The organism is Methylophaga sp. OBS4, assembly GCF_026319305.1.
Classification (GTDB): Bacteria; Pseudomonadota; Gammaproteobacteria; order Nitrosococcales; family Methylophagaceae; genus Methylophaga.
Genome location: NZ_JAPDMV010000027.1, coordinates 13,407 through 39,551, shown reverse-complemented (window position 1 = coordinate 39,551; position 26,145 = coordinate 13,407). Strand labels below are relative to the sequence as shown.

24 protein-coding genes are annotated in these 26,145 nt (G+C 49.4%); 7 read left to right on the top strand and 17 right to left on the bottom strand.

The features are described from left to right. Positions 1-594: high frequency lysogenization protein HflD (gene hflD / locus OMP95_RS09575; protein ID WP_266328216.1), on the top strand; the 594-nt coding region annotated here is incomplete at its 5' end. Between the two features lie 61 nt (positions 595-655). On the opposite strand, the gene OMP95_RS09570 is transcribed toward hflD, so the two are convergent. Both OMP95_RS09570 and acnB read right to left on the bottom strand, forming a co-directional pair. Further along, complete coding sequence (locus tag OMP95_RS09570; protein WP_266328214.1) at positions 656-1,375, bottom strand: ABC transporter permease; 720 nt, start codon at positions 1,373-1,375, stop codon at positions 656-658. Between the two features lie 72 nt (positions 1,376-1,447). Next, positions 1,448-3,982 carry a bifunctional aconitate hydratase 2/2-methylisocitrate dehydratase gene (gene acnB / locus OMP95_RS09565; RefSeq protein ID WP_266328212.1) on the bottom strand — a complete coding sequence of 845 codons (2,535 nt, stop codon included), beginning with the start codon at positions 3,980-3,982 and terminating at the stop codon, positions 1,448-1,450. Positions 3,983-4,133: 151 nt separating this feature from the next. On the opposite strand from acnB, the gene purB reads away from it, so the two are divergent. From purB to OMP95_RS09545, 4 genes are read left to right on the top strand one after another with little or no spacing between them, the layout of a single operon-like run. Then, positions 4,134-5,501: an adenylosuccinate lyase gene (purB, locus tag OMP95_RS09560; RefSeq protein WP_266328210.1), complete on the top strand. Its 1,368-nt coding sequence runs from the start codon at positions 4,134-4,136 to the stop codon at positions 5,499-5,501. Between the two features lie 3 nt (positions 5,502-5,504). Further along, entirely contained in the window at positions 5,505-6,005 is a 501-nt protein-coding gene (locus OMP95_RS09555) for a hypothetical protein (RefSeq protein ID WP_266328208.1), read from the top strand. After that, positions 6,002-6,799, top strand: a complete 798-nt coding sequence (locus OMP95_RS09550; RefSeq protein ID WP_266328206.1) for a hypothetical protein — start codon at positions 6,002-6,004, stop codon at positions 6,797-6,799. Before OMP95_RS09555 ends, OMP95_RS09550 begins: the two co-directional genes overlap by 4 nt. 13 nt (positions 6,800-6,812) lie before the next feature. Then, positions 6,813-7,418 (top strand): nitroreductase family protein, encoded by a 606-nt coding sequence (locus tag OMP95_RS09545; protein ID WP_266328204.1) that lies wholly within the window; start codon positions 6,813-6,815, stop codon positions 7,416-7,418. Here OMP95_RS09545 and OMP95_RS09540 read toward each other — a convergent pair. The 10 genes from OMP95_RS09540 to OMP95_RS09495 all read right to left on the bottom strand — a co-directional run bounded on the left by OMP95_RS09540 (position 7,411) and on the right by OMP95_RS09495 (position 19,434). After that, a complete protein-coding gene (locus OMP95_RS09540; protein ID WP_266328202.1) occupies positions 7,411-8,448 on the bottom strand; it encodes a GGDEF domain-containing protein in 1,038 nt (345 codons plus the stop codon). The genes OMP95_RS09545 and OMP95_RS09540 overlap by 8 nt on opposite strands. A 33-nt stretch (positions 8,449-8,481) precedes the next feature. Beyond that, positions 8,482-9,693 (bottom strand): argininosuccinate synthase, encoded by a 1,212-nt coding sequence (locus tag OMP95_RS09535; RefSeq protein WP_266328200.1) that lies wholly within the window; start codon positions 9,691-9,693, stop codon positions 8,482-8,484. Positions 9,694-9,744: 51 nt separating this feature from the next. Then, positions 9,745-10,545 (bottom strand): DNA adenine methylase, encoded by an 801-nt coding sequence (locus OMP95_RS09530; RefSeq protein WP_266328198.1) that lies wholly within the window; start codon positions 10,543-10,545, stop codon positions 9,745-9,747. A gap of 106 nt (positions 10,546-10,651) precedes the next feature. Beyond that, entirely contained in the window at positions 10,652-12,439 is a 1,788-nt protein-coding gene (gene lpdA, locus OMP95_RS09525) for a dihydrolipoyl dehydrogenase (RefSeq protein ID WP_266328196.1), read from the bottom strand. Next, positions 12,436-13,755, bottom strand: a complete 1,320-nt coding sequence (gene aceF, locus OMP95_RS09520; RefSeq protein ID WP_266328194.1) for a dihydrolipoyllysine-residue acetyltransferase — start codon at positions 13,753-13,755, stop codon at positions 12,436-12,438. Before aceF ends, lpdA begins: the two co-directional genes overlap by 4 nt. Before the next feature lie 3 nt (positions 13,756-13,758). Next, positions 13,759-16,413 (bottom strand): pyruvate dehydrogenase (acetyl-transferring), homodimeric type, encoded by a 2,655-nt coding sequence (gene aceE, locus OMP95_RS09515; protein WP_266328192.1) that lies wholly within the window; start codon positions 16,411-16,413, stop codon positions 13,759-13,761. 221 nt (positions 16,414-16,634) lie between these two features. After that, positions 16,635-17,234, bottom strand: a complete 600-nt coding sequence (locus tag OMP95_RS09510; RefSeq protein ID WP_266328190.1) for a sulfite oxidase heme-binding subunit YedZ — start codon at positions 17,232-17,234, stop codon at positions 16,635-16,637. A 16-nt stretch (positions 17,235-17,250) separates the two neighbouring features. After that, complete coding sequence (msrP, locus tag OMP95_RS09505) at positions 17,251-18,210, bottom strand: protein-methionine-sulfoxide reductase catalytic subunit MsrP (RefSeq protein ID WP_266328188.1); 960 nt, start codon at positions 18,208-18,210, stop codon at positions 17,251-17,253. An 8-nt stretch (positions 18,211-18,218) separates the two neighbouring features. Beyond that, positions 18,219-18,839 carry a DoxX family protein gene (locus tag OMP95_RS09500; protein ID WP_266328186.1) on the bottom strand — a complete coding sequence of 207 codons (621 nt, stop codon included), beginning with the start codon at positions 18,837-18,839 and terminating at the stop codon, positions 18,219-18,221. Between the two features lie 253 nt (positions 18,840-19,092). Then, positions 19,093-19,434 carry a low-complexity protein gene (locus OMP95_RS09495; protein ID WP_266328184.1) on the bottom strand — a complete coding sequence of 114 codons (342 nt, stop codon included), beginning with the start codon at positions 19,432-19,434 and terminating at the stop codon, positions 19,093-19,095. Between the two features lie 102 nt (positions 19,435-19,536). Here OMP95_RS09495 and OMP95_RS09490 point away from each other — a divergent pair, with 102 nt between their 5' ends. Both OMP95_RS09490 and OMP95_RS09485 read left to right on the top strand, forming a co-directional pair. Further along, a complete protein-coding gene (locus tag OMP95_RS09490; protein WP_266328182.1) occupies positions 19,537-20,148 on the top strand; it encodes an RNA polymerase sigma factor in 612 nt (203 codons plus the stop codon). A gap of 4 nt (positions 20,149-20,152) precedes the next feature. Continuing rightward, entirely contained in the window at positions 20,153-20,392 is a 240-nt protein-coding gene (locus OMP95_RS09485) for a hypothetical protein (protein ID WP_266328180.1), read from the top strand. A 26-nt stretch (positions 20,393-20,418) separates the two neighbouring features. Here OMP95_RS09485 and OMP95_RS09480 read toward each other — a convergent pair whose 3' ends face one another. Genes OMP95_RS09480 through pheA form a run of 5 tightly spaced genes read right to left on the bottom strand, consistent with a single transcriptional unit; the run spans position 20,419 to position 26,143 of the window. Then, on the bottom strand, positions 20,419-20,676 hold the full coding sequence (locus tag OMP95_RS09480) for a DUF1244 domain-containing protein (RefSeq protein WP_266328178.1): 258 nt from the start codon (positions 20,674-20,676) through the stop codon (positions 20,419-20,421). Beyond that, entirely contained in the window at positions 20,648-22,687 is a 2,040-nt protein-coding gene (locus OMP95_RS12510; RefSeq protein ID WP_323135125.1) for an ABC transporter ATP-binding protein, read from the bottom strand. The genes OMP95_RS09480 and OMP95_RS12510 overlap by 29 nt, the downstream gene beginning before the upstream one ends. Next, entirely contained in the window at positions 22,684-24,093 is a 1,410-nt protein-coding gene (locus tag OMP95_RS09465; RefSeq protein WP_266328176.1) for an ABC transporter permease, read from the bottom strand. The genes OMP95_RS12510 and OMP95_RS09465 overlap by 4 nt, the downstream gene beginning before the upstream one ends. Before the next feature lie 8 nt (positions 24,094-24,101). After that, entirely contained in the window at positions 24,102-25,058 is a 957-nt protein-coding gene (ispH, locus tag OMP95_RS09460; RefSeq protein WP_266328174.1) for a 4-hydroxy-3-methylbut-2-enyl diphosphate reductase, read from the bottom strand. Beyond that, complete coding sequence (gene pheA, locus OMP95_RS09455; protein WP_266328172.1) at positions 25,058-26,143, bottom strand: prephenate dehydratase; 1,086 nt, start codon at positions 26,141-26,143, stop codon at positions 25,058-25,060. Before pheA ends, ispH begins: the two co-directional genes overlap by 1 nt. Positions 26,144-26,145: the final 2 nt, after the last annotated feature.

Below are 26,145 nucleotides of genomic sequence, written 5' to 3'. Positions count from 1 at the left end.
CTGGCTGCGGTGGTGCAGGCTGCATCACTGGTGAAACAGATTGCCGAAACCGGTCAGGTCGATCAGGCTGAACTGGAAACCATGCTCAACAGCCTGGTTGTTGAAAATGCCGCTACCACTGAAGCCGTCTATGACGGCATTGGCAATTTGCGCAGCGGCATTCGCGAACTCAATATGCAGTTGTCAAAAAAGAAAGATACAAAAGATGTAGTATTGCTGCGCTATATAATCAGCCTGCTGCATCTAGAACGGCAACTTGCCAAACGGCCGGCAATGATGGATATCATCAGCCGTGAAATTGAACAGATACCCCAGCATATTGAATACTTCGACGGTATCAATACCCCTCAGGTCATTGCCCGTTTTGCCGATATCTACCATCGCACAGTGAGTGAATTAAAACCGCAGATTCAAGTCTATGGCGATCCCGGCTTTTTGCAACAGCCAGACAATGTGAATCGCATAAGAGCTTTGCTGCTTTCGGGTATTCGGGCCGCTGTGTTATGGCGGCAGAAAGGCGGACGCCGCTGGCAGTTTCTGTTCCAGAGCAACAAAATCATCGCTGCTGCCGAAGCGCTTTACGCCTCAAGCTGAACAAAAAGCCAGCGCAATTTATTGTATACCCAATCCACCTCAAAATGGTGGATTGGGTATATTACGTGCTTCCTTGCTCAAAGACTTTCCTGCTGAGCCACAGAAAGTACGCCGTCGACAACCCTGCTGAACCGAAAATCATACACATCACCACAATCTGATAATGGGCAGCCACAATCGGCGAAACGCCGGACAAGATCTGCCCGGTCATCATGCCCGGCAAAGAGACCAGCCCTACCGCCAGCATCGAATTAATCGTGGGTATAAAAGCCGCCCGAAAGGCTTCATTTCTGGCCTGCCCGAATTCAATATCACGCGATAACTCAGCTTGCAGGCGTTCTGCCGCCAAACTAACGCTTATCATTGAATTAGCAAAGGTCATCCCGGCCAGCGGGATCATATATCGCGGCTCATACCAGGGTTCCAGGTTAATCACGCCTTGAGTAACCAATATCAGCGTCAAACAGCCACCGCTCGCAATCGCCCAGAAGGCATATCCGAACAATTGTTTGCGTTTACGTTTTACCGTCCCCAGGGCAATCCAGCTGGCCGCCGTTACCATGACCAGCATCACCGCAACCACAATCCATGCCTGCTCAGCAGCAAAAATCGTAGTCAGAATGTAACCGACCAGCAGCAGTTGAATCAGCATCCGGATAATCGCATAGATAGCATTCCCTGCCTGCAGGGACCACTTGAACATCACTATCAGCACCAGCGCAACCGGAATAAAAGCCAGGGCCAGATTTAAAGGCGGAATGATTTGTATGCTGGAATTCATAGCAAACCCTGCAATAAAAAAGGCTGTTTCCTGGTCAGAAAACAGCCTTTCAAAACAACTTAACCCGGCTTGTTAACTCGCAGCACGACGATATTCGTCCAACTCGTTAAAGTTGAGATAGCGATAAATCTCTGCCGCCATCGGTCTGATTCCGGCGACCGCTTCCAGATATTCAGCCACTGTAGGAAGACGCCCCAAGCTTGCGACGACCGCTGCCAGTTCTGCTGAAGATAAATACACATCAGCATTATTACCCAGCCGATTGGGGAAGTTACGAGTCGAAGTCGATACCACTGTCGCGCCGTCCGCGACCCGGGCCTGATTACCCATACACAGAGAGCAACCCGGCGTTTCGGTTCTGGCACCGACGCGGCCAAAGGTGTAATACACCCCCTCTTCCGTTAACTGGTGCTTGTCCATTTTAGTCGGTGGCGCGATCCACAATTTAACCGGCAGGTTACTCATATTCTCCAGCACTTTGCTGGCAGCACGGTAGTGACCGATATTGGTCATGCAGGAGCCGATAAAGACTTCATCGACATTAACGCCCTGCACTTCAGACAGCGGCTTGATATCGTCCGGATCGTTCGGACACGCCAGTAGCGGTTCCTTAATCTCGTTCAGATCGATTTCGATCACAGCCGCATATTCGGCATCGTCATCCGCTTCCAGCAGTTGCGGATCATCGAGCCAGGCTTTCATCGCATCAATACGGCGTTGCAAGGTACGGGCATCCTGATACCCTTCGGCAATCATCCATTCCATCAATGAGATATTGGAGTTGAGGAACTCGATAATCGGCGCTTGGTTCAAACGTACGGTACAACCGTTAGCGCTACGTTCTGCCGAGGCATCGGACAATTCAAACGCCTGCTCGACTTTCAGATCAGGCAGCCCTTCGATTTCCAAAACGCGGCCGTTGAAGATATTTTTCTTGCCTTTCTTCTCGACTGTCAGCAGACCCTGCTGAATCGCTGCATAAGGAATCGCATTGACCAGATCACGCAAGGTAATACCAGGCTGCATTTCACCTTTGAAACGCACAAGCACTGATTCGGGCATATCCAAAGGCATCACGCCCAAAGCAGCACCGAATGCAACTAAACCGGAACCGGCCGGAAAGCTGATACCTATCGGGAAACGGGTATGCGAATCGCCGCCGGTGCCGACAGTATCGGGCAAAATCATGCGGTTCAACCAGGAGTGGATAATACCGTCACCGGGACGTAACGACACGCCACCGCGAGTGCTGATAAAGTCAGGCAGTTCATGTTGCAATTTGATGTCGACCGGCTTCGGATAGGCAGCGGTATGACAGAAAGACTGCATCACCAGATCAGCCGAGAACCCCAGGCAGGCCAGTTCTTTCAGTTCATCACGGGTCATTGCGCCGGTGGTGTCCTGCGAGCCGACGGTAGTGACTTTAGGTTCACAATATGTGTTGGGGCGTACACCTTCAACTCCGCAGGCACGACCGACCATTTTCTGTGCCAGCGTGAAACCTTTTCCGGTATCGGCAGGATCTACCGGCCGCACAAAAATATCTGAATACGGCAAACCCAGCGTTTCACGGGCTTTATCAGTCAGGCCACGCCCGATAATAAGCGGAATGCGGCCACCGGCACGGACTTCATCTGCCAGGGTAGTCGGACGTAAATTAAATTCACTGACAAGCTCACCGGCTTCATTCAGAATCTTGCCTTCGTAAGGATAAATGGTAATCACATCGCCGCTTTCAAGCTTCTGTACATCACACTCTATCGGCATGGCACCGGAATCTTCCGCGGTGTTAAAGAAAATCGGTGCAATGTTATTACCCAGAATCACCCCACCCTGACGCTTGTTCGGTACATAAGGCACATCATGCCCCATATGCCACAAAACCGAGTTGATGGCTGATTTGCGCGATGAACCGGTACCCACCACATCACCGACATAAGCCAGAGGGTGTCCTTTCTGTTTCAGTGCTTCGATTTGTTCCAGCGCATCCGGCATTTTGCTTTGCAACATGGCTTTGGCATGCAACGGAATATCAGGACGACTCCAGGCTTCGGTGGCCGGTGACAAATCATCGGTATTAGTCTCGCCAGGGACTTTAAATACGGTCAACGTAATGCTTTCCGGCAGTTTAGGACGGGATAAAAACCATTCAGCTTGTGCCCATGACTCAACAACACGTTTGGCATAATCATTGGTTTCAGCCTTCTCAACCACATCATGATAGGCGTCATAGACCATTAAAGTCTTAGACAAGGCTTTCTCTGCCGCCGCCGCAGTCTGTTCGCTATCAAGCAGTTCAATCAGAGACTGAACGTTGTAGCCCCCCATCATCGTACCGAGTAACTCGGTGGCCTGCACCGGCCCAATCAGTTCACAGCTGACGTCGCCTTTGGCAATATCAGTCAAAAAGCCGGCTTTTACATATGCAGATTGATCAACACCGGGCGGTACACGATGAATCAGCAAATCAAGCAGTTGCTCACTGGTTTCATTTTTGCCTTGTTTCAGCTGTTCAATCAGTGCTGAAACCTGTTCGGCATTCAGTGGTAAAGGTGGCAGCCCTTGCTGGGCACGTTCTTCGACATGAGATTGATATTCGGTCAGCACAGATTATTACCCCAGAGTTAGGAAAGTAAACTTCACCATTTTACCTGAAAATGAGCAAAATCTTTACCGGAAAATAAGCAAAGCCATCGAACCACAAGTGAGTTCTGCTATAATTTGTGGCAATTTCTTTCTTATTTTCAATGGAGTTTTCATGGATTTAACCGCTTTGACCGCGATATCACCGGTTGATGGTCGCTATGCTGATAAAACTCAGGCTTTGCGCCCGTTTTTCAGTGAATACGGCTTATTGCGTGCCCGCGTGGAAGTTGAACTGCGCTGGCTGCACCTGCTCGGCAACAATGCCGATATTCAGGAAGTCCCCAAGCTGAGCAGTGAAGCGGAAATATTCATCAACGCAATGATCGACAACTTCTCTGTTGAAGATGCGGCAGACATCAAGCTTATCGAACGTGAAACCAACCATGACGTCAAAGCCGTTGAATACTTTATCAAAAGAAAATTCAAGGCCAATGCCGAACTGGACAAAGTCAGTGAGTTTGTGCATTTTGCCTGCACCTCCGAAGACATCAACAATACCGCCTACGGCATCATGCTGAAAAATGCGCGTGAACAAGTCATTCTGCCGCAAATGGACACATTGATTGCTACCATCCGCAAACTGGCACAGCAGCACGTTGACACCCCGATGATGTCACGCACACATGGCCAACCAGCATCTCCCACTACGCTGGGTAAGGAGCTGGCCAACGTGGTGCAACGTCTGGAACTGCAACGTACCCATGTCGCCGCGGTATTGCTTTACGGCAAAATGAACGGTGCGGTTGGTAACTACAACGCCCACTATGCGGCCTATCCTGAAGTCGACTGGCCGATGATGGCGCATGCGTTTGTCACCGGATTGGGACTGCGCTGGAATCAATACACCACACAGATTGAGCCGCATGACTACATGGCTGAACTGTTCCAGGCCATGATTCGTTTTAACACCGTATTGATCGACTTCTGCCGTGATGTATGGAGCTATATTTCCATCGGTTATTTCAAACAGAAAACCATTAAAGGTGAAATCGGCTCATCTACCATGCCGCATAAAGTCAACCCTATAGACTTTGAAAATGCAGAGGGCAATCTGGGCATCGCCAATGCCGTGTTTGATCATCTGGCACTGAAACTGCCTATTTCCCGCTGGCAGCGTGACCTGACCGACTCTACCGTATTACGTAATCTCGGTGTTGGTTTTGCCCACTCGCTGTTGGCCTTCAGCTCTGCGTTGAAAGGCATTAGCAAACTGGATCCGTCCCCGGAAGCCATGGCTGCCGATCTGGATGCCAACTGGGAGTTGCTGGCTGAACCCATCCAGACTGTCATGCGTCGTTACGGTATCGAAAATCCGTATGAGAAATTGAAGGACCTGACCCGTGGCCAACGTGTAAACAAGCAGATCATGCAGGACTTCATTGATGGTCTGGATATGCCGGAAGAGGCCAAAGCCAGCCTGAAAGCGATGACACCAGCCGGTTATATCGGCAACGCCGCAGAGCAGGCTAGAAACGGTTGAGTGATGGCTGACCTGACTCCGACTAACGATAATACGGTTGCTTTCGACAGTCGGGATCAGGCTGCTGCGCTAATGCTGAAGTTGATTGCAACAGCCAGCCAGGAAATCTGTTTTTTCGGACCGACTATCGATCCGGTTCTGTTTGATAACGAAGCCGTGATTGCACAACTGAGTGAGTTTGCCCGGCGCAGTCCGCGTACCCAGATCCGGCTGGTGGTGTTTGATACGCAGAAAAATGTCAGTCAAAATCATCGACTGCTGCCATTGGCACAACGTCTCAGCAGTAAAATACACATTCATATTGCCAGCAAACCCTACCAGGAAACCCGGCAAATGTTCATGCTGATTGATGCAAAAGCCTGTTTATATTGCCCCAATCATTCACGTTACCAGGGGCAGGCCGAGTTTAACGCGCCCGCCCGGGTACGTGATTTGAAACAAAACTTCGAAGAAGTCTGGACCCACAGTAGCCAGGACATCAATACAAGACGTTTGCATCTATGAAAATCTGGTTTATCGGGCTGTGTTGCCTGTTTTCACAGGCGCTTGCAGCCAACAACAGCATACATACTATTACCCTCAAACACCGTCTGGCCTCTGAGGTATTACCGCATATCGAGGCTTTCCTGCCTGCAAACGCCACGGCCAGAGCCTATGGCGATATGCTGATTCTGAAGGCGGACAATGCGACGGTTGCCAATGTTGAAGCGCTGCTGAAAAAACTCGATGTGCCGCTGCAATCGCTCAATATCACAGTACTCAGAACCAATCAGCAACTCGGCAATCGGTATAAAGCCAGAGACAAGATAACACTGGAAACGGGTGAGGATATTGATGGCGCTGTTGCCATTAGGCGCTGGTCCAGCCGCGACAGTCGTCATCAGGATCAGCAATACCGCGCCAGAGGCATTGCCGGTCAACCGGTCTCCATCAGCATGGGGCAGGATATAGCCCGTCAGCAACATCTGGTATTTATCCGGCCGCGCGGTGGTGTGGGGGTACAGAGTCACACCGATTACATATCAACCGAGAATGGTTTTCAGGCCATTCCTGTATTGCTGCCAGACAATCAGGTCCGGGTTGAAATTCATCCTTTCTTCAGTAAGATGTCGCATGGCACTGACACGATTAACCACAGCGATGTCATCACAACCGTGGTCGGGCAACTGGGTGCGTGGCTGGAAATCGGTTATGTCAGCGAAGATGCTGAACATGCCGGAGACGGATTCACCCAATACCGCAGTCACAGCAGCCAACAACAAATCATCTATCTCAAAGTTGAAACATCTTCCAATTAGTTAAAGAGTTTTTATGGACATAAAAGAAGCGATCGTCAGTCGACGATCCGTGAAATATTACGATCCTGAATATGAAATCAGCGAAGCAGAAGTTCAGCAGCTGATGGAACACGCTATTCTCTCCCCAACCGCATTTAATCTGCAGCACTGGCGTTTCGTCAACGTGGTCGATAAAGAAAAAAGACAGCAAATCCGCGAAGCCAGCTGGGGACAGTCTCAAGTCACTGATGCTTCTATGTTGCTGGTATTGTGCGCCGATCTCAATGCCTGGGAAAAAGATCCGCAACGCTACTGGCGTAATACGCCCAAAGAAGTGCAGGACTTCATGCTGCCAGCGATTGAAAGTTACTACACTAACCATCATCAGGGTCAGCGTGATGAATGCATTCGTTCAGTCGGTATCGCCGCAATGAATATCATGCTGATGGCCAAAGAGTTGGGTTACGACAGTTGCCCGATGGATGGCTTTGACTTTGACAAGGTGGCCAAAGTCATTGATTTGCCTCATGACCATATCATTGTGATGATGATAACTATCGGTAAAAAAATACAAGATGCCAAAGACCGTCCCGGTCAGTTGGCACTGGAAGAAGTGTTTTTTACCAACAGTTTCAAATAATGGGAGGGGGCGCTTCTGATACGCAGTTGCGCCCTTTTCTCTTTGACATATACAAAGCACGATCGGCACGCTGCATAAAGCTTTCTACGCCCTCGCTAGGTACATAACGCGCCACACCAAAAGACATGGTGATAGCACCTAATGATTCACGGGTATCCTTGCGCTGAATACGTTTGCTGGCAATTTCCTTGCGAATATTGTCGGCCAGTATATTGGCATTTTGCAGACTGGTGTTGAGCAGAATGATGGAAAACTCTTCGCCGCCGTAGCGGGCAACCAGATCACGGCCTTTGACACTGTCTTTGAGCGTATTACCTACGACTCTCAAGACCTGGTCTCCCACCAGATGGCCATGTTTGTCATTGATATTCTTGAACAGATCCAAATCACAAAACAGCAGGCAGACATCGAGACCGCTATTGTCGGCATCTTGCGTCACTTTAGTGACCAATTCATCAAACGCTTTACGATTAGCCAACCCGGTCAAAGTGTCCGTTTTGGCTTCGCGTTTGGTCTGCTCCAGTTCTTTTTTCAGCTGCTGCACTTCTCCCACAGCCGTATTAAGACGTTCTGTAAGCAATTCACCACTGGATATCGCCTGCCTGGTTTCAGCCAGGATTTCCTCTACCACATCATGAATCTGCTGCGGCGTCATATCGCGGTTGATAATAGCCAGCAATTCGCTGAGATGGGCATTGGCTTTATCCGTATGTGCAACACTGCTGTAGACAAAGCTGATAACTTCTTTCAACAGACGTGCCAGCTCCTGACGCATTTCAATAACTTCGCTACGCTCTTTCTGCGTGTTGAAAAACTGCTCGTGCAATTCCTGACACTGCTTTTCAGAAATCTCGGGGGTTTCCGCAATCCTCGATTGTAATGCTTCCGACAAGTTTGCGTTGCTACCCGCAACATGCTCATACCAGATAGCGTAATTAGCCGGTGTCATAGCCACACCATGCTTTTTCATCAAGGGCAAAGCCAACCGCATATATTCGGCTGCCTGATCTGCTAATTCGCTATAGTCCATCCTATCCTCTCAGCCTCAAACGGCCAGAACTTGTTATTTTTTCTTTTTACCTGCAATCTTCAAACGCAAAGCGTTAAGCTTGATAAAGCCTTCTGCATCCTTCTGGTTGTAGGCACCGGCATCATCTTCAAAAGTCGCGATTGATTCATCAAACAAGCTGTTAGTTTCCGAAGCACGCCCGACAACAACGACATTACCTTTGTAGAGTTTCACTTTAACTTTACCGTTAACGGTTTTCTGTGACTGATCAATCATTGCCTGCATCATGACACGTTCCGGCGCCCACCAGTAACCGTTGTAAACCAGATTGGCATAACGTGGCATCAATTCATCTTTAAGGTGAGCAACTTCACGATCCAGCGTCAGTGATTCAATTGCGCGATGTGCTCTCAGCATGACCGTACCCGCCGGTGTTTCGTAACAGCCGCGAGACTTCATGCCGACATAGCGGTTCTCAACGATATCAAGCCGGCCAATACCGTTTTCACCGGCGACTTTATTCAAATAAGCCATGACCTGTGCCGGTGTCATTTGCTCACCGTTAATAGCAACAATATCGCCTTGCTCGTATGTCAGTTCCAGATAAGTGGCTTTATCAGGTGCATTTTCAGGGGAAACCGACCAGCGCCACATGGATTCCTCAGGCTCGGCCCACGGATCTTCCAGAATGCCGCCTTCATAAGAGATATGCAGCAGATTGGCGTCCATCGAATAAGGTGATTTCTTACCCTGTTTCATTTCAACCGGGATACCATGCTGTTCTGCATAGTCCAGCAGTTTTTGACGTGACAACAAGTCCCATTCACGCCAGGGGGCAATTACTTTAATGTCGGGATTGAGTGCGTAGGCACCAAGCTCAAAACGCACCTGATCATTGCCTTTGCCGGTGGCACCGTGAGCAACCGCTTCAGCACCTGTTTCACTGGCGATTTCAACCAGACGTTTGGCGATCAGCGGACGGGCAATGGAGGTGCCGAGCAAATACTCCCCTTCGTAAATCGTATTCGCACGGAACATCGGGAACACATAGTCACGGGCAAATTCTTCTCGTAAATCTTCGATATAGATTTCTTTGATGCCCAGAGATTGCGCTTTGGCACGTGCAGGTTCAACTTCTTCCCCTTGTCCCAGATCAGCTGTAAAAGTCACGACCTCACAGTCATATTTGTCCTGTAACCATTTCAAAATAACCGAGGTATCAAGACCGCCAGAATAGGCCAGCACGACTTTGTTAATCTTAGACATGAGTAAAATTAATTCCTGTAAAAACGTGAATAATCGAAAGCCGCTATTGTATCAAAAACCGCGTAAAGCAAGCACCTCTTTAACGGCCTGGCGCTGGTTTCCTTTACAACTAATTGTGCGTGGTGCATTCAAATAACGCAGCTTAAAACCGAGATCCCGATACAATTTCTTCACGCGGGTTGTTGCCTGGTTGGAAAGTACCACAGGTCCCGGATGCCGGCTTAACCATTCGGCCAGCCGCTCCTGGTCTTCCCAATCAAACCCCTGTTGCGAATACTGCCGGAACGGCGTGTCGTAGGGGGGATCGGCATAGATAAAATCCTGCTCATCAACAGTCAGCGCTTCAAAATCACAGTTGCTAAACTGCCATTGTGACAAAACCGGCTGGTAATGACTGAAATCAGTTACATAGTTGATGGTTTTATAACGGCCGAAAGGCACGTTATAACCACCGGTTTTGTTAAAACGGCATAAACCGTTGTATCCGGTCCGATTCAGATAATAAAACAGCTGCGCAGCCTTAATTGCCGAACGCTGATTGCCATTAAGCCGGTTGAACTCATCACGGTAGTGATAATAAGCGTTCTCATCATTTTCCAGCGCAATATCTATTTGCAGTCCTTGTTTCAACTGCCGGTAGAAATTGATCAAGGCCGGATTCAGGTCATTGAGCAAGGCGCTGTCCGGGTTCAAACCCAAAGCCACAGATAAACCGCCGCAAAAAGGTTCGACCAGCCGTTTGTCCTGATGACGTGACCAGTATTTTTGCAGATGCGGAATTAGCCAACGTTTGCCGCCGGCCCATTTAAGCGGCGGTTTTAATATTGTTGGTTGCTCAGCCATATCAGCCATTACATCTGCCGGGGTATTTATTACACAAAAAAACGGGCATATCCACGCATGGTGCGGGTATGCCCTTATCTATTAACAACTGGCCTGAGCCAGATGTTGCAGCCATTTATTTCGAATGGAGCGTTTTACGCGGCGGCATCAAATCGGTAATGCTGCCCTCAGCCATTTCCGCTGCAAAACAAAATGTTTCTGACAAGGTCGGATGTGGATGAATAGTCAGGCCGATATCCTCGGCATCCGCACCCATTTCCATAGCCAGCACAGCTTCCGCGATCAATTCACCGGCATTAGGACCGACAATCCCGGCACCAATCAATCTGCCTGTGTCTTTGTCGAACAAGGCTTTGGTCAGACCGTCATCACGTCCCAGACTCAGACTACGGCCACTGGCCGCCCACGGGAAGGCGCCTTTAACATAGTCAATGCCCTGTTTCTTGGCTTCGCTCTCACTCAGCCCCATCCACGCCACTTCCGGATCGGTGTAAGCTACAGACGGAATCGTCATCGGTTCGAACACTGACTTCTGTCCGGCAATCACTTCAGCCGCCACTTTACCTTCATGGGTCGCTTTATGTGCCAGCATCGGCTGACCGACGATATCGCCGATAGCAAAAATATGCGGCACATTAGTCCGCATCTGACCGTCAGTTTCAATAAAGCCATAATTAGTGACTTCAACACCCGCCGCTTCGGCATTAATCAGCTTACCGTTCGGGGTACGGCCGACTGCGACCAGGATCTTGTCGAACTTGGCGGTATCAGGTGCGCCTTTACCCTCAAAGCTGACCAGCAGGCCATCATCCTGCGCGTCGATTTTAGTCACTTTAGTGCTGAGATAAATAGCCTCATATTGATCCTGCACCTTTTTCAGCAAAGGCTTGACGATATCTTTATCAACGCCTGGAATCAGGCTGTCTTGCAGTTCAACCACACTGATTTTGGAACCCAGCGCATTGTATACAGTGGCCATTTCCAGACCGATAATGCCGCCGCCGATAACCAGCAGGTTTTCAGGAATACTGTCCAATTCCAACGCATCTGTAGAGTCCATCATCCGCGGATCATCGTGGGGGAACACAGGAATCTCGGTAACGCGTGAACCGGCAGCAATAATGCAGTTATCAAAGGAAATGGTCTGTTCGCCCTCTTTACCGGACACAACCAAGGTATTGGGACCGCTAAAGCTGCCTTCACCCTGCACAATAGTCACTTTGCGTTGTTTGGCCAGCGCTTTCAGACCACCCGTCAGCTGGTTGACAATACCGTCTTTCCAACCGGCGATTTCACGAATATCGATCTCCGGCTTGCCGAACTTAACACCATGATGCCCCATTGCATCAGCTTCATTAATGATTTGAGCCGTATGCAGCAAGGCTTTAGAGGGGATACAGCCGACATTAAGGCAGACACCACCAATACGTTCATGACGTTCGACCATCACGACCTGTTTACCCAGGTCAGCGGCGCGGAAGGCGGCAGTGTAACCACCGGGGCCTGAACCCAATACCAACACTTCAGCATGCATATCTGCATCGGCTTTCACCTGCGGTGCCGCAGCTTTTTGTGCGGCAGCAGGTTCAGCTTGCGCTTTTTTAGCTTGTTTTTTTTGTTCCGGTTCAGCAGCTGAAGCTGTCTCAGCTACCGGTACTTCTTCTGCAACAGCCTCAACAGTCAGGATGACATCACCTTGAGCAACTTTGTCGCCTACAGCTACTTTAAGCTCAGCCACTTTACCGGCAGCAGAGCTGGGGATTTCCATTGCTGCTTTATCTGATTCCAGCGTGATGATGTCCTGATTTTCAGTAATCTCGTCACCTTCACTTACCAGAATATCGATAATCTCTACAGCATCAAAATCACCAATATCGGGGACTTTAACCTCGATCACACTCATAACAATACCTTTCTGATATCCGATAACATCTGGCTTAACATCACGGTGAAGCGGGCACCGGCCGCACCATCGATGACACGATGATCATAGGAAATCGACAAAGGCAGCATCAGACGTGGTTCGAATTCCTTACCGTTCCATACAGGTTGCATTTTATGGCGGCTGACACCCAGGATAGCGACTTCCGGCGCGTTAATAATCGGGGTGAAGAAACTACCGCCGATGCCGCCCAAACTGGAAATGGAGAAGGTGCCGCCCTGCAGATCCTTGGCAGTCAGTGAACCTTCACGGGCCCGACTACTGATTTCACCCAGCTCACCAGCCAGCTCCAGAAAACCCTTCTTATCAACATCTTTGATAACCGGCACCATCAGACCATTCGGCGTATCAACCGCAACACCGAGGTTGTAATAGCGTTTGAAAACCAGACTTTCTTTATCTTCGCTCAACGAAGCATTGAATTCCGGATACTGTTTCAAACAGGCAACCACCGCTTTCATGATAAACACCAGCGGTGTCAGATTGACCCCTTTCTGAGCAGCCATTTCCTTGTTTTCTTTGCGGAATTTTTCCAGCTCGGTGATATCGGCTTCATCAAACTGAGTCACATGCGGAATATTCAGCCAGCAGGCGTGTAGATGTTTGCCGGAGATCTTTTTGATTCGAGACAGCTCTTCCGTCTCAACCTCGCCAAACTGTGCGAAGTTAACCACCGGCACCGGTGGAATGGCACTGCCCTGCACCGGCGCTGCAGCAGGTGCGGTAAGCGCCTGTTTGACATAGTTTTGTACGTCTTCCCTGGTAATACGGCCTTTGGGACCGCTGCCGGTTACCGAAGTCAATACCACACCCAGTTCACGGGCAAAACGGCGCACCGATGGCGACGCATGGGCGCGTTTAATACCTGACTTACTGTCAGGTGCATATGGAATGGGTTCGACCAGTTCCTGTTGTGGCTGTTCTGCTGCCGCTAGCTGCGGCGCTGCAGCAGCTTTTTTTTGCTCTGCCTCGGCAGGAGCAGGGTCAGCTTCGGGTTCTTGTTCAGCTGCAGGTGTTTCTGCGGCCGGCGCTGCCTCAGCCGCTTCCAGCAGCGCGATTACAGTGCCTTCGCTGACTTTATCGCCAACCGCCACTTTCATCTCTTTAATCACACCTGAATGCGATGCGGGGATTTCCATCATAGCTTTGTCAGACTCTACGGTAATGACTTCCTGGTTTTCATCAACGCTGTCGCCTGCAGCCACCAGCACCTCAATGATTTCCACCGCATCAAAGTCACCAATATCCGGAACTTTTAACTCAATTAATTCTGCCATTGTTTATGCCTTAACCGGGTTTATTGCATCCGCATTAATGTCGTATTTTTTGATCGCTTCAGCGACGACATTATGTTTGATCTGACCGTCATCGGCCAGCGCATTCAAAGTCGCAACGACAACATGGTAACGGTCCACTTCGAAAAAGCTGCGCAAAGCTTCGCGGGTATCACTGCGGCCAAAGCCATCGGTACCCAATACTGTATAGCTTGCTTTTACCCAGGGACGCAGCTGTTCGGCATACATACGAATATAATCCGTTGCCGCCACCACTACGCCGGGTTTGTCATCCAGGCATTCGGCGATGTAGCTGCGTTGTTTCTCATCTGTCGGATGCAGACGGTTGTAACGATCAGCAGCTATACCATCCCTGACCAGTTCGTTAACACTGGTTGCACTCCAGACATCAGCAGAGACTTTCCAGTCTTTTTCTAACAGCTCTGCAGCAGCTTCCACTTCACGCAGAATGGTACCACTGCCCAGCAACTGTGCTTTCAGCTTGTGTTTACCACCGGATTTCAGTTGGTACATACCTTTGATGATGCCGGTTTCAGCACCTTCAGGCATGGCAGGATGGGTGTAGTTCTCGTTCATTGCGGTGATGTAATAGAACACGTTTTCCTGTTCTTCGTACATCCGGCGCAGACCTTCATGAACAATAACCGCTATTTCATAGGCATAGGTTGGATCGTAGCTGAGGCAGTTCGGAATGGTATTAGCCATAATCAGACTGTGTCCATCCTGATGTTGCAGCCCCTCACCGTTCAAGGTTGTTCGACCTGCGGTACCGCCGATCAAAAAGCCCTTGGCCTGAATATCACCCGCCAGCCAGCACAAATCGCCGACACGCTGGAAGCCAAACATCGAATAGTAGATGTAAAACGGCACCATATTAACGTTGTAGTTCGAATACGCTGTTGCCGCCGATATCCATTCCGCCATTGAACCGGCTTCGTTAATGCCCTCCTCCAGGATCTGGCCTTTGGTATCTTCGCGATACCACATGACTTTGCCTGAATCTTCCGGCTCGTACATCTGGCCTGATGACGAGTAAATACCAATGGAGCGGAACAGACCTTCCATACCAAAGGTACGTGCCTCATCCGGCACGATTGGCACAATGTTTTTACCGATTACTTTGTCACGTATTAACGCCGTCAATACACGGACAAATGCCATCGTAGTGGAGAGCTCTCTTTCACCACTGGATTTTAATACCGCATCAAATAGCTTCAAATCCGGCGTTTTCAGTGCAGGTGCATTATGATTACGTTTAGGCAGGAAGCCCCCCAATTCCTGGCGGCGCTCCAACAGATATTTCTTCTCGGGGCTGTCGTCTTTCAGCTTGATAAACGGGATTTTTTCGATTTCCTCGTCAGACACCGGGATATTGAAACGGTCACGGAAGCGTTTCATATGCTCCAGTTCCATTTTTTTCTGTTGATGGGTGATGTTTTGACCTTCACCCGCTTCGCCCAGACCATAACCTTTAACCGTTTTCGCCAGAATAACGGTCGGTTGGCCTTCATGTTCAGTGGCGCGTTTGTAGGCAGCATAGATCTTTCTCGGATCATGGCCACCACGACTCAAGTGCCAGATATCTTCGTCGGTCATATCAGAAACCATATCCAGTAACTCAGGATATTTACCAAAGAAATGTTTACGCACATAAGCACCGTCTTTGGCTTTGTAGTTCTGGTATTCCCCGTCGACCACTTCTTCCATACGTTTGAGCAACAGGCCATGGGTATCACGTGCCAGCAACTGGTCCCAGCCTGAACCCCAGATGACTTTGATCACATTCCAGCCGGCACCGCGGAACAAGGCCTCCAGTTCCTGAATGATTTTTCCGTTACCCCGAACCGGACCGTCCAGACGCTGCAAGTTGCAGTTGACCACATAAATCAGGTTGTCCAGCTTCTCACGACCGGCCAGCGTAATGGCACCCAAAGATTCCGGCTCATCCATCTCACCATCACCGAGATAGGCCCAAACATGGCGTCCTTCAGTCGCCACGATCTCACGATGCTGCATGTATTTCATGAAACGGGCCTGATAGATGGCCAGGATGGGTCCCAACCCCATGGAAACAGTCGGGAACTGCCAATAATCCGGCATCAACCACGGGTGAGGATATGATGACAAGCCTTTTCCGTCCACTTCAAACCGGAAGTTTTCTAATTGTTCTTCTGTCAGACGGCCTTCCAGGAAGGAGCGCGCATAGATGCCAGGTGAAGAATGGCCTTGAAAAAAGACCAGATCAGAACCATTACCGTAATCATCACCTTTAAAAAAGTGATTGAACCCCACATCGTACAAGGTTGCTGCTGAGGAGAAGCTGGCGATATGGCCACCGACTGAGCCAGGTTTCATATTCGCTTTCACTACCATCGCCATGGCGTTCCAGCGGATATACGATCTCAGTTTATGCTCCATCGTCTGATCACCGGGGATACGTTCCTGTTGATCAACCGGAATCGTATTGACGTAGGCAGTATTGGCACTATAAGGAAGGTTAATCCCTGTGCGTCGTGCCATATCAATGAGTTTTTCAATGATGTAATGCGCTTTCTTTTCTCCACCGACTTCAATAATGGACTCGAGTGCATCAAGCCATTCCTGCGTTTCCTGTGGATCGTGATCGACAAAATCAGTCATAAATACCTTCTCAAATCATAACGCGATAAATAACAGCGGAACATTGTAACAGTTTTTGCCAGAATTCATGCCTCAAACACAGGCAGACAGTGCCAGCACAGGCCCTGACGTCCAGGAAAGTTGTTGAGTAACGTATAGTTATAAGCAGCCACCGGCAATGGTGAATATGCAATGCGAAACACCGCTAGCCAATGACAAAAGATATAAGTTTGCGAAAAATTTCAGTTACTGACCAGCTTTTTTTGCTGGTAATGACGCAACAGGCGCATACCCAGCAAAACCGTCAGTAAAATAATATAGATAACCGGCTCACGGATATCGGCTTTGACCAGCATCAGAAAATGTATGCAAGAGGCCATGGCCACAAAATAGGTAAGACGGTGTAAGCGGCGCCAGCGCTTACCGCCAAGACGTTTCACCATCTTATTAGTGGAGGTAATCACCAACGGCAGTAAGGCGGTAAAGCTGATAAAACCAATGGTGATAAAAGGGCGTTTGATAATGTCTCGAATAATTTCATCGACATCAAAAAACTGATCCAGCCCCAGATACAACAGCATGTGTACAAAGGCATAGAAAAAAGCAAACAAACCCAGCATCCGGCGGAACCGGATCAACTGATTGATATGGGTCAGCCAGCGCAGCGGGGTGATGCAGAGTGTGATCAATAAAAACCGTAAAGCCCATAGACCACTGCTACGGGTCAACTTTTCTATAGGGTTCGCTCCCAGTTGATCGGCAAACAATCCCCAGATCAGGAACATTAAAGGCAATAGACAAACGATAAATAAAATCACCTTCAGCTGTCCGATATTAATCATCGAACCGCTGTCGGGTTTAGAAATAACGTTTGAGGTCCATGCCTGAATAGAGGTCAGCAACGTAGTCACCATAGCCGTTAAACATTTCCGTTTTGCGTTTGAGGAATTCACCAATGCGTCGCTCGCGACGCTGGCTCCAGCGCGGATGATCGACATTGGGGTTCACATTGGAATAAAAGCCGTATTCACTGGCGTTCGCCTTCACCCAGGCTGTTAGCGGCATGTTTTCAACAAAGCGGATTCTGACAATAGATTTGATACTTTTAAAACCGTATTTCCAGGGCACCACCAGACGCAGCGGTGCGCCATTTTGTCCCAGTAATTCTTTACCATATAAACCCACTGACAAAATGGTCAACGGATGCATGGCTTCATCAATTCTCAAACCTTCAACATAAGGCCAGTCCAGCACCTCTCTTTGTTGTCCGGGCATTTGTTCCGGATCATACAAAGTAGTGAATTCGACATATTTAGCCCTGGAATTGGGTTGTGCTTTTTTCAATAAATCACCCAGCGGAAAGCCAATCCACGGAATCACCATCGACCAGCCTTCAACACAACGCATGCGATATATACGTTCTTCCAGGGTAAACGGTTTAACCAGAGCATCGTATTCGAATTCACCAGGATTATCGCATTCGCCATCAATGACCACCCGCCAGGGTTTGCTCTCATCCGGAAACTCGGTGGCATAAAGTGATGGTTCTGATTTGGCCGTGCCGAACTCGTAGAAATTATTGTAGGTCGTGATGGCTTCAAACGTCGTTTTCTCTTCTTTTGTGGAAAACGGACTGGATATGAGATCAGGGTATACCGCCAAGTCTTCTACAGGCTTGGCCTGACCAATGGATGGCAACGCCGATGCGATACCTACCGTAATTGCTACATTCAAAAACTGACGGCGGTTTTTATAAACCTGGTAATCAGTCACTTCCGATTCGGGTAAATCCCACGGTTTCTTGTTGTGGATAAACATACATCACCTCAACATTGTTTAAGCTTGTTTGCGACCCAGTAATCAACGCTCAGATATTTGCCGCCACCGATAAAGAACAACGCCAGCAGCATCACAAAGTAGGTCGCCGCAAATTCGATACCGTTATTCAGCACCACAAAATTGCCATGCTCTGTCAGCCAGTCGTAATTACCGTGTTCCTGCAAAATCGATTTGGCACGACCCAGCCGCTCCAGTGCACCATCAACATTATCCGATGCAAAAGGGCTCATTTTGTCATGAATCGCCTGCCAGCCGTTTTGCCAATGCACTGTTGTTGCAGCGACGATCATCGTGACCATCAACGGAATTGAAACCCAGCGAACCGCCAGTCCCAGAATCAGAAAGATCGAGCCAAAATATTCGGCACCCCAAGCCATGTAGGCCATGACTTCCGGAAAAGGCAAACCCAAGCCCCAGTCCGGATTACCGAACCAGGCAATGGTATTTTCCAGAGAACTGTCGGGATCGAACGGATTCCATTTATTATTGGATGCGACCCAGAATATCGGTGCCAGGTAAAGCCGTAATAACAGCGGCGCCATAAAATCCACTGCACGTGTTTTATCCAGCAGCTTTTGTAACCCCGTTCCCAATCGACATAACCACATAACCGTTTCTCCTTACATTATGAAAAGAGCCTGTTCACAATCTCACGATAATCACGGCGGGAAGGCGTTTTTCACATATCAAGGCGCAATGGCCTCCTTTGCTCACCCCAAATCGGGACCGAGCAACACGACCATACGGAAAAAAGCCCCGTCGGGTTACCGGAAAATCATGAACAGGCTCTAAGGGTTCTACTGAACCCTTATCCGTTTTCCTGGTGGGAAGCTTGAAAACTAACTGTCCACCACATGTGCCTTATTCAGCTTTTTTATCGGCACCACATTTAGCTTCGCCGCATTTACCTTCTTCAGCTTTTTTGTCAGCGCCGCAGGTACCTTCTTTATCTTTTTTATCGGCACCACATTTAGCTTCGCCGCATTTGCCTTCTTCAGCTTTTTTATCGGCACCACATTTAGCTTCGCCGCATTTGCCTTCTTCTGCACCATGTTGTGCAGCAAGCTGCATGTAACCGCTGCTCAATTCAGCAGATGCAAATGGGTTCGCTTCAGCATTTGCCATAATCGGAGATAAAGCCAGACCGGCGGTCATCGCTGCGCTGGCAGCAAAAGCAATTGACGTTTTCTTAGTTGTAGCCATAAATAATCCATCCTTTTTGGGGTTGAAAAGTAAAACAACCGGCCACTCATCGGCCAGTCTTGCTACCATAGACTTTCGTGATAGGGATTTGTTACAGCATTAATGAAAAAAACCGTCTCGCCTGCTGATCTTGACGAAGATAGCCTGATTTCATTGTTATTAGACGGTGATACCACGGCATTTGAATTTGTCGTCGCTCAATACCACAATATCATGCTGTCAGTGGCCCGAGCCATTATCGGTGAGGCTTTTGCCGATGAAGTGGTTCAGGATGCCTGGGTGTCGGCAATCAAAGCGCTGCCAGGCTTTGAGGGCCGCTCCAGTCTCAAGACCTGGTTACTGCACATCACTAGTAATGGCGCCAAAAGCCGTTTACGCCGTGAAAGCCGCCATATTTCACTGGATGATGGCTGGGAAGCGGTGCCTGCTGATAAATTTGATCATCATGGTCACCGGATTGACGATATTCTCCCCTGGGATAGGGACACACCGGAAGCTTTACTGGAAAATGCTCAGTTACAACAAGTCATTGAGGATAGTTTTCGTCAGTTACCGGCGACCCAGCGTGCCGTCTTAACCATGTATGATATGGAAGGCATTGAAATGACGGAAATTTGTAACATCCTGGACATCTCTGCGTCTAATGCGAGAGTCCTCTTGCATCGTGCGAGAACGGCGCTGCACCACAGTATAGAAAAGTATCAGGAAAGCTAATCAGATGTTTGAATGTAAAGATGTCGCAGAAGAAGCAAGCAACTACCTGGACGGTGATCTGCCGCTGGGTAAGCGCATTGGTTTATTTTTGCATCTGGTGATTTGCAGCTGTTGCCGTAATTATTTGCAGCAAATTCGACATACCATCAATACCGTGGCGGTGCTGCGCCCGCGAGAGCAAGATAACACTGATACCCATGCACTGGCAGAAAAACTGCGCGCGCTTTCCAAGTCCAAGCCATAGTGCCTGTTCCAGGTTGTTGTGGTAGATTATTTTTTAGGCCCTGTCTGGTATTTATCTTTCCACTCACTGTAAGGCATGCCGTAAACATATTCACGGGCTTTATCATAATCCATTTCAATACCTTTCTCTTCGGCTGCTGCCAGGTACCATTTAGACAGGCAGTTACGACAAAATCCGGCCAAATCCATTAAATCGATATTCTGCACATCAGTGCGTTCGCGTAGATGCTCCAGTAAACGGCGGAAAGCGGCGGCTTCAAGTTCTGTCTGTGTTTGTAGATCCATGATAATCCTCTTGATACAAATAACATTTAACTGTATGACTGCGGCTCAACTGGGTTAAATCCGGGTAACGCTCACGGCAGACCGGCATGGCGTGCGGGCAGCGCAGATGGAAATGACATCCCTGTGGCGGGTTCGCAGGCGAAGGCAGTTCGCCTTCCAACCTGACAGTTTCCTGCCGTGTCGCGGCATCAATTTTGGGCACCGCAGCCAGTAAGGCCTGCGTATAAGGGTGTTTGGGTGAGTTGAGAACATCATGGCGATCACCCTCTTCCACAATGCGGCCCAGATACATCACCGCAACACGATGCGCCAGATAGTCTACCACCGCGATATTGTGAGTGATAAACAGATACGACAGACCAAATTCATGCTGAATATCACGCAGCAAGTTGAGAATTTGCGCTTGTACCGACACATCCAGCGCACTGGTCGGCTCGTCACAGATAATGACTTCCGGTTCGGCGGCCAGCGCACGGGCAATACAAATCCGCTGACGCTGGCCACCGGAAAACTCGTGCGGATAACGGTATTTGATATCCGCTCTCAAACCGACACGTTCGAGTAACTCGTCGACGCGTCTGGCCTTTTCCTGCGGATCCTTGACCGAGGTTCTCAGCATGCCCTCTTCAATCACCTGGGTAATGGTCATACGCGGGTTCATCGAAGCATACGGATCCTGAAAAATGATCTGCATCGCGGCACGGCTTGCTTTCAGTTCATGTTCTGACAGTTCATTGAGCACTTGCCCCTGAAAACGTACCCTGCCTGCAGTAACGGGAACCAGTTGCAAGATACCCAAGCCCACCGTGGTTTTACCACAACCCGACTCACCTACCACAGCCAGCGTTTCTGCCGGTCTTAATTTCAGACTAACATCGTCGACGGCTTTCACATGGCCGACGGTACGTTGGAAAATACCCTTGCGAATCGGGAAATGCACTTTCAGCCGATCCACTTGCAACAGGGCATTATCGGCAGGCACCACCTCAGACAGTTTGGAACTAGTCACCCGCAAATCAGTTCTCACATCCTCAGCTGTGACGGCAGGGTCATACAGGTGACAGCGCACGCCATGGCCACGCTTATCAATCCACTTTGGTTTAACCTGATGACAATACGACCAGGCAAAGTCACAGCGGTCCGCAAAACGGCAGGCGGTAAACGGTTGATTAAGCGCTGGCACACTCCCCTTGATAACGGTCAGTTTCTGTTCGCGCTTCTGCTCGGACGGCAGCGCTTCAAACAATTTACGGGTATACGGGTGCTGGGGATCGTTAAAAAACTGCTCGCGGCTACCGGCTTCCACAATCTGGCCGGCATACATCACGGCCACATGATCCGCCATCTGTGCCACAACGCCCAGATCATGGCTGATCAGCAAAATCGCCATGCCGGTTTTTTGCTGTATCTGTTTGAGCAAATCAAGGATCTGCGCCTGAATAGTCACATCCAGCGCCGTAGTCGGCTCATCTGCAATCAACAGTTCCGGCTCTCCAGCCAGGGCAATGGCAATCATCACCCGCTGTTTCATACCACCGGACAATTGATGCGGATAGGCTTTGATCCGTTGCTCGGGATCAGGAATGCCCACCGATTTGAGCAGTTCAATAGCGCGCTCATTAATGGCAGCGTCGTTCAGCTTGAAATGCCAGCGAAGTACTTCCGCAATCTGCTGGCCCACGGACAAAACCGGATTCAGCGAACTTTGCGGCTCCTGAAAAATCATTGAAACCCGACGCCCGCGAATCTTTTCCATTTCGGCTTCTGACAGCGGCAGTAAACTCTGCCCGGTAAGTGTCACTTCACCGGCAACAATCCGACTGGCAGGATGAGGATTCAGTCTTAACAATGACAAGGCGGTCATCGATTTGCCACAGCCCGATTCACCCAATAAAGCAAAGGTCTCGCCACGCCGGATATTGAAATCAATCCCATCAACAGCTTTGTACGGCTGATCGTCTTGTCCAAACCAAGTTCTGAGACCACTGACCGTCAGTAATGTCTCTGTCATCGTGACCTCTGCATTCTTGGATCAAAGGCATCCCGAACCACGTCAGCAAATAAGTTTGCCGCCAGCACCAGAATGAACATGGAAATAAAAGCCGCAGTCAAAGACCACCAGACAACCGGATCCCTGGCCATTTCCAGGCGGGCGCTGTTAATCATGTTTCCCCAGCTGATCATTGAGGGATCAACCCCGACACCCACATAAGACAATACCGCTTCTGCCAGCACCAGGCCGCTGAAATCAAGCACCACAGCGATCAAAACCAGATGCATCACGTTGGGCAGAATATGTTTGTGTAAGATACTGAAACTGCTGGCACCCAAGGCACGTGAAGCCAGTACATATTCGGCTTCACGTAACTTGAGGGTTTCGGCCCTGAGAATCCGACACAGGCCCGTCCAGCTGGTCACGCCGAGAATAATGCACAGAAACAACAGCCGCATATCGGCACGTTCAGCAACCGTCGCGAACTGCTCGGGGTTGTTGTTCATATAAACTTGCAGAATCAATACCGCCGCAGCAATCAACAGCACACCGGGAATCGAGTTCAGCGTTGTGTAAATGTACTGGATTAAATCATCAATCCAGCCTCTGAAATAACCGGCGGCAATACCCAGAAAAATGGCCAGGGGCAGCATCACCAGTGTTGTAAGGGTACCGATAACCAGGCCGGTTCTGATACTTTTTAAAGCCTGATACAACACATCCTGCCCGACTTTGTCGGTACCAAATACATGATAATCAGCACTTAATGCGACGAGATTAGCCGCCACCAACACCAGCAGCAACAACATCAGGTAGAAGGTTGGCAAGGGATAAGAGGTCTCGCCTTTGATAATACGTTTTGCCTGTTGCCGCAGATCGGTTTTGGTATACCAGGCAGCAGCGGCGCTATGAAAAACATAAACCAGGAACACCAGCAGCAAAGCCAGCACACTGGCATTAATAATGGTTTGCTGTATGTCATACCATTTATTGTCGACATCACTGAGATGCGCGCCGCCGAACTTGAGACGCGGATAGTCATACACCAGCGTACCGTCTGCTGCAGCCTGTATTTCTTTAACAAATAAATGGGTAGACAGCGGTGCTGAATAGGTTTTTTCAACCTGTTGCCGCAAAGAATCCGTCAGCAAATCGAATACACTGATCACTTCGGTGGCGTAATGCTGCCGCTGCTGACTGTCAGGCTCCAAAGCCAGTCTGAAATGAATTGAGTCGAGCAAACCGATGGTCACATAGCAAAACAGGATCATGATGGAAATCATGCCGCGTTTGCGCTGAATCACGGTTTTCCACGGTGCACTGAGATGGGGGCGGTTTTTAACAAATACGGCAGCTGCAGCGACAACGGCCAGAAGCAGGTAAATTAAAATATCAGTCCATAGAAATACGGGCAGAAAGGACATAGCCAGCCTTATTTTCTCAGACTTGATACATCTATCTTAAGCTCTCTCGGCAGTGAAAACTCAATATTTTCACGTAGTCCTTCACTTTCACGGGCTGACTGAACGCCCAGCGATTCCAGCCTGCTCACCACTTGCTGCACCAGAATTTCCGGCGCAGAAGCACCGGCGGTCAGACCGATAAGCTGTTTACCCTCAATCCACGCCGCCTGGATTTCATCTGCATTATCCAACAGATAGGCCGGCGTCCCCATTTTCTCGGCAAGTTCACGCAAACGGTTGGAATTAGAACTGTTCACCGAACCTACCACCAGCACCAGATCACAGTCAGTTGCGAGTTTTTTCACTGCATCCTGTCTATTCTGGGTGGCGTAACAAATATCATCTTTGCTGGGGCCCGTAATCTTGGGAAAACGTTCACGTAAGGCATCAATCACCCGTGAAGTATCATCAACCGACAGCGTAGTTTGGGTTACAAAAGCCAGTTCATCAGGTTTCTTGACTTGCAGTTTAGCGACATCCTCCGGTGACTCGACCAGATACATGCCGCCCTGATCGGAAGTGTACTGTCCCATCGTGCCTTCCACTTCGGGATGGCCTGCATGGCCGATCAACACACATTCTCGCCCCTGCTTTTCGTAACGGCTGACTTCCATATGCACTTTGGTCACCAGCGGACAGGTAGCATCAAAAACCTTGAGACCGCGTTGCTTACCTTCCTGCTGCACCTGTTTGGAAACACCATGGGCACTGAAGATCAACGTGCTGCCATCCGGTACGTCATCCAGTTCTTCTATGAAAATAGCGCCTTTTTCGCGGAGTCCATCCACAACAAAGCGATTGTGCACAACTTCATGGCGCACATAGATAGGGGCACCGAACAACTCCAGCGCTCTTTCGACTATTTCAATAGCACGATCTACCCCCGCGCAAAAACCACGCGGATTGGCGAGAATCAGTTTTTTCATTACAACACTGCCTTGGGGTATGAGCCCAATACTCGAAACATGGACGATTCCTGCTCCAGACGCGCTAACGCTTCGGCTACAGCCGGTTGTTGAATATGCCCCTCTATATCAATGAAGAATACATATTCCCAGATCCCTTTTCTTGAGGGTCGCGACTCAATGCGTGTCATGCTGATACCACTGTCGGCCAGGGGTTTAAGCAACATTTGCAGCGCACCCGGTTTATTTTTGGTGGATACCAGTAAAGCGGTTTTATCGACACCGGAAGGGCCGACATCTTTTGTGCCGATCACCAGAAAACGGGTGGTGTTGTCCACTTCATCTTCGATATTGCTGGCCAGCACCAACAAACCATAAATCTCTGCTGCGCGATTGGCTGCAATTGCCGCTGTACCGGGTTCTTCTGCCGCTTTACGTGCAGCTTCGGAATTACTGTTTAATGCAATCAGTTCACAGCCAGGTAACTCTTCGGTCAGCCACTGACGACATTGTGCCAGAGCCTGGGGGTGGGCATAAACCCTATGCACTTTTTTCAGGCTCTGTTCTTTACTCAACAGATAATGATGAATACGCAGAGTGACTTCACCATTGATTTTCAGCGGTGAGCCGATAAAGCGATCCAGCGTGTGCGAGACCATGCCTTCCGTCGAGTTTTCCACCGGCACCACGCCATAACAGGCATGATCAGTTTCCACCGCATGGAACACATCGGCAATGGTACTCATCGGATGTAATTCAACGCTGCCGCCGAAATGTTTTTGCGCCGCCGCTTGGGTAAAAGAGCCTTCCGGGCCGAGATAAGCCACCCGTAAGGTTTTTTCCGCTGCCAGACAGGCGGACATGATTTCACGGAAAAGACGAGCCATTTCCTGTGCCGACAACGGACCTTCATTACGTTCCATGACGGTACGAAGTACCATGGCTTCGCGATCCGGACGGTAAAAGTCGGCCCGCTCGCCATTATCGAGCTTAATCTGCGCCACTTCATGTGCCATCTCAGTGCGTTTATTCAGCAACTGCTGGATATGTAAATCAATATCATCAATTTGCTGGCGAATCTGCTCTAGCGCTTTTTTTTCTTTCATTC

Coding starts and splice junctions, on each gene's coding strand:
- OMP95_RS09535 (WP_266328200.1), bottom strand. CDS start 9,693: ATGTCTAAGATTAACAAAGTCGTGCTGGCCTATTCTGGCGGTCTTGAT.
- lpdA (WP_266328196.1), bottom strand. CDS start 12,439: ATGAGTGTGATCGAGGTTAAAGTCCCCGATATTGGTGATTTTGATGCT.
- aceF (WP_266328194.1), bottom strand. CDS start 13,755: ATGGCAGAATTAATTGAGTTAAAAGTTCCGGATATTGGTGACTTTGAT.
- OMP95_RS09465 (WP_266328176.1), bottom strand. CDS start 24,093: ATGTCCTTTCTGCCCGTATTTCTATGGACTGATATTTTAATTTACCTG.
- aceE (WP_266328192.1), bottom strand. CDS start 16,413: ATGACTGATTTTGTCGATCACGATCCACAGGAAACGCAGGAATGGCTT.
- OMP95_RS09495 (WP_266328184.1), bottom strand. CDS start 19,434: ATGGCTACAACTAAGAAAACGTCAATTGCTTTTGCTGCCAGCGCAGCG.
- OMP95_RS09550 (WP_266328206.1), top strand. CDS start 6,002: ATGAAAATCTGGTTTATCGGGCTGTGTTGCCTGTTTTCACAGGCGCTT.
- OMP95_RS09480 (WP_266328178.1), bottom strand. CDS start 20,676: ATGGATCTACAAACACAGACAGAACTTGAAGCCGCCGCTTTCCGCCGT.
- purB (WP_266328210.1), top strand. CDS start 4,134: ATGGATTTAACCGCTTTGACCGCGATATCACCGGTTGATGGTCGCTAT.
- OMP95_RS09500 (WP_266328186.1), bottom strand. CDS start 18,839: ATGTGGTTATGTCGATTGGGAACGGGGTTACAAAAGCTGCTGGATAAA.
- OMP95_RS09540 (WP_266328202.1), bottom strand. CDS start 8,448: ATGGACTATAGCGAATTAGCAGATCAGGCAGCCGAATATATGCGGTTG.
- OMP95_RS09490 (WP_266328182.1), top strand. CDS start 19,537: ATGAAAAAAACCGTCTCGCCTGCTGATCTTGACGAAGATAGCCTGATT.
- msrP (WP_266328188.1), bottom strand. CDS start 18,210: ATGTTTATCCACAACAAGAAACCGTGGGATTTACCCGAATCGGAAGTG.
- ispH (WP_266328174.1), bottom strand. CDS start 25,058: ATGAAAAAACTGATTCTCGCCAATCCGCGTGGTTTTTGCGCGGGGGTA.
- OMP95_RS09510 (WP_266328190.1), bottom strand. CDS start 17,234: ATGATTAATATCGGACAGCTGAAGGTGATTTTATTTATCGTTTGTCTA.
- OMP95_RS09545 (WP_266328204.1), top strand. CDS start 6,813: ATGGACATAAAAGAAGCGATCGTCAGTCGACGATCCGTGAAATATTAC.
- OMP95_RS09530 (WP_266328198.1), bottom strand. CDS start 10,545: ATGGCTGATATGGCTGAGCAACCAACAATATTAAAACCGCCGCTTAAA.
- OMP95_RS09570 (WP_266328214.1), bottom strand. CDS start 1,375: ATGAATTCCAGCATACAAATCATTCCGCCTTTAAATCTGGCCCTGGCT.
- OMP95_RS09485 (WP_266328180.1), top strand. CDS start 20,153: ATGTTTGAATGTAAAGATGTCGCAGAAGAAGCAAGCAACTACCTGGAC.
- OMP95_RS09555 (WP_266328208.1), top strand. CDS start 5,505: ATGGCTGACCTGACTCCGACTAACGATAATACGGTTGCTTTCGACAGT.
- pheA (WP_266328172.1), bottom strand. CDS start 26,143: ATGAAAGAAAAAAAAGCGCTAGAGCAGATTCGCCAGCAAATTGATGAT.
- OMP95_RS12510 (WP_323135125.1), bottom strand. CDS start 22,687: ATGACAGAGACATTACTGACGGTCAGTGGTCTCAGAACTTGGTTTGGA.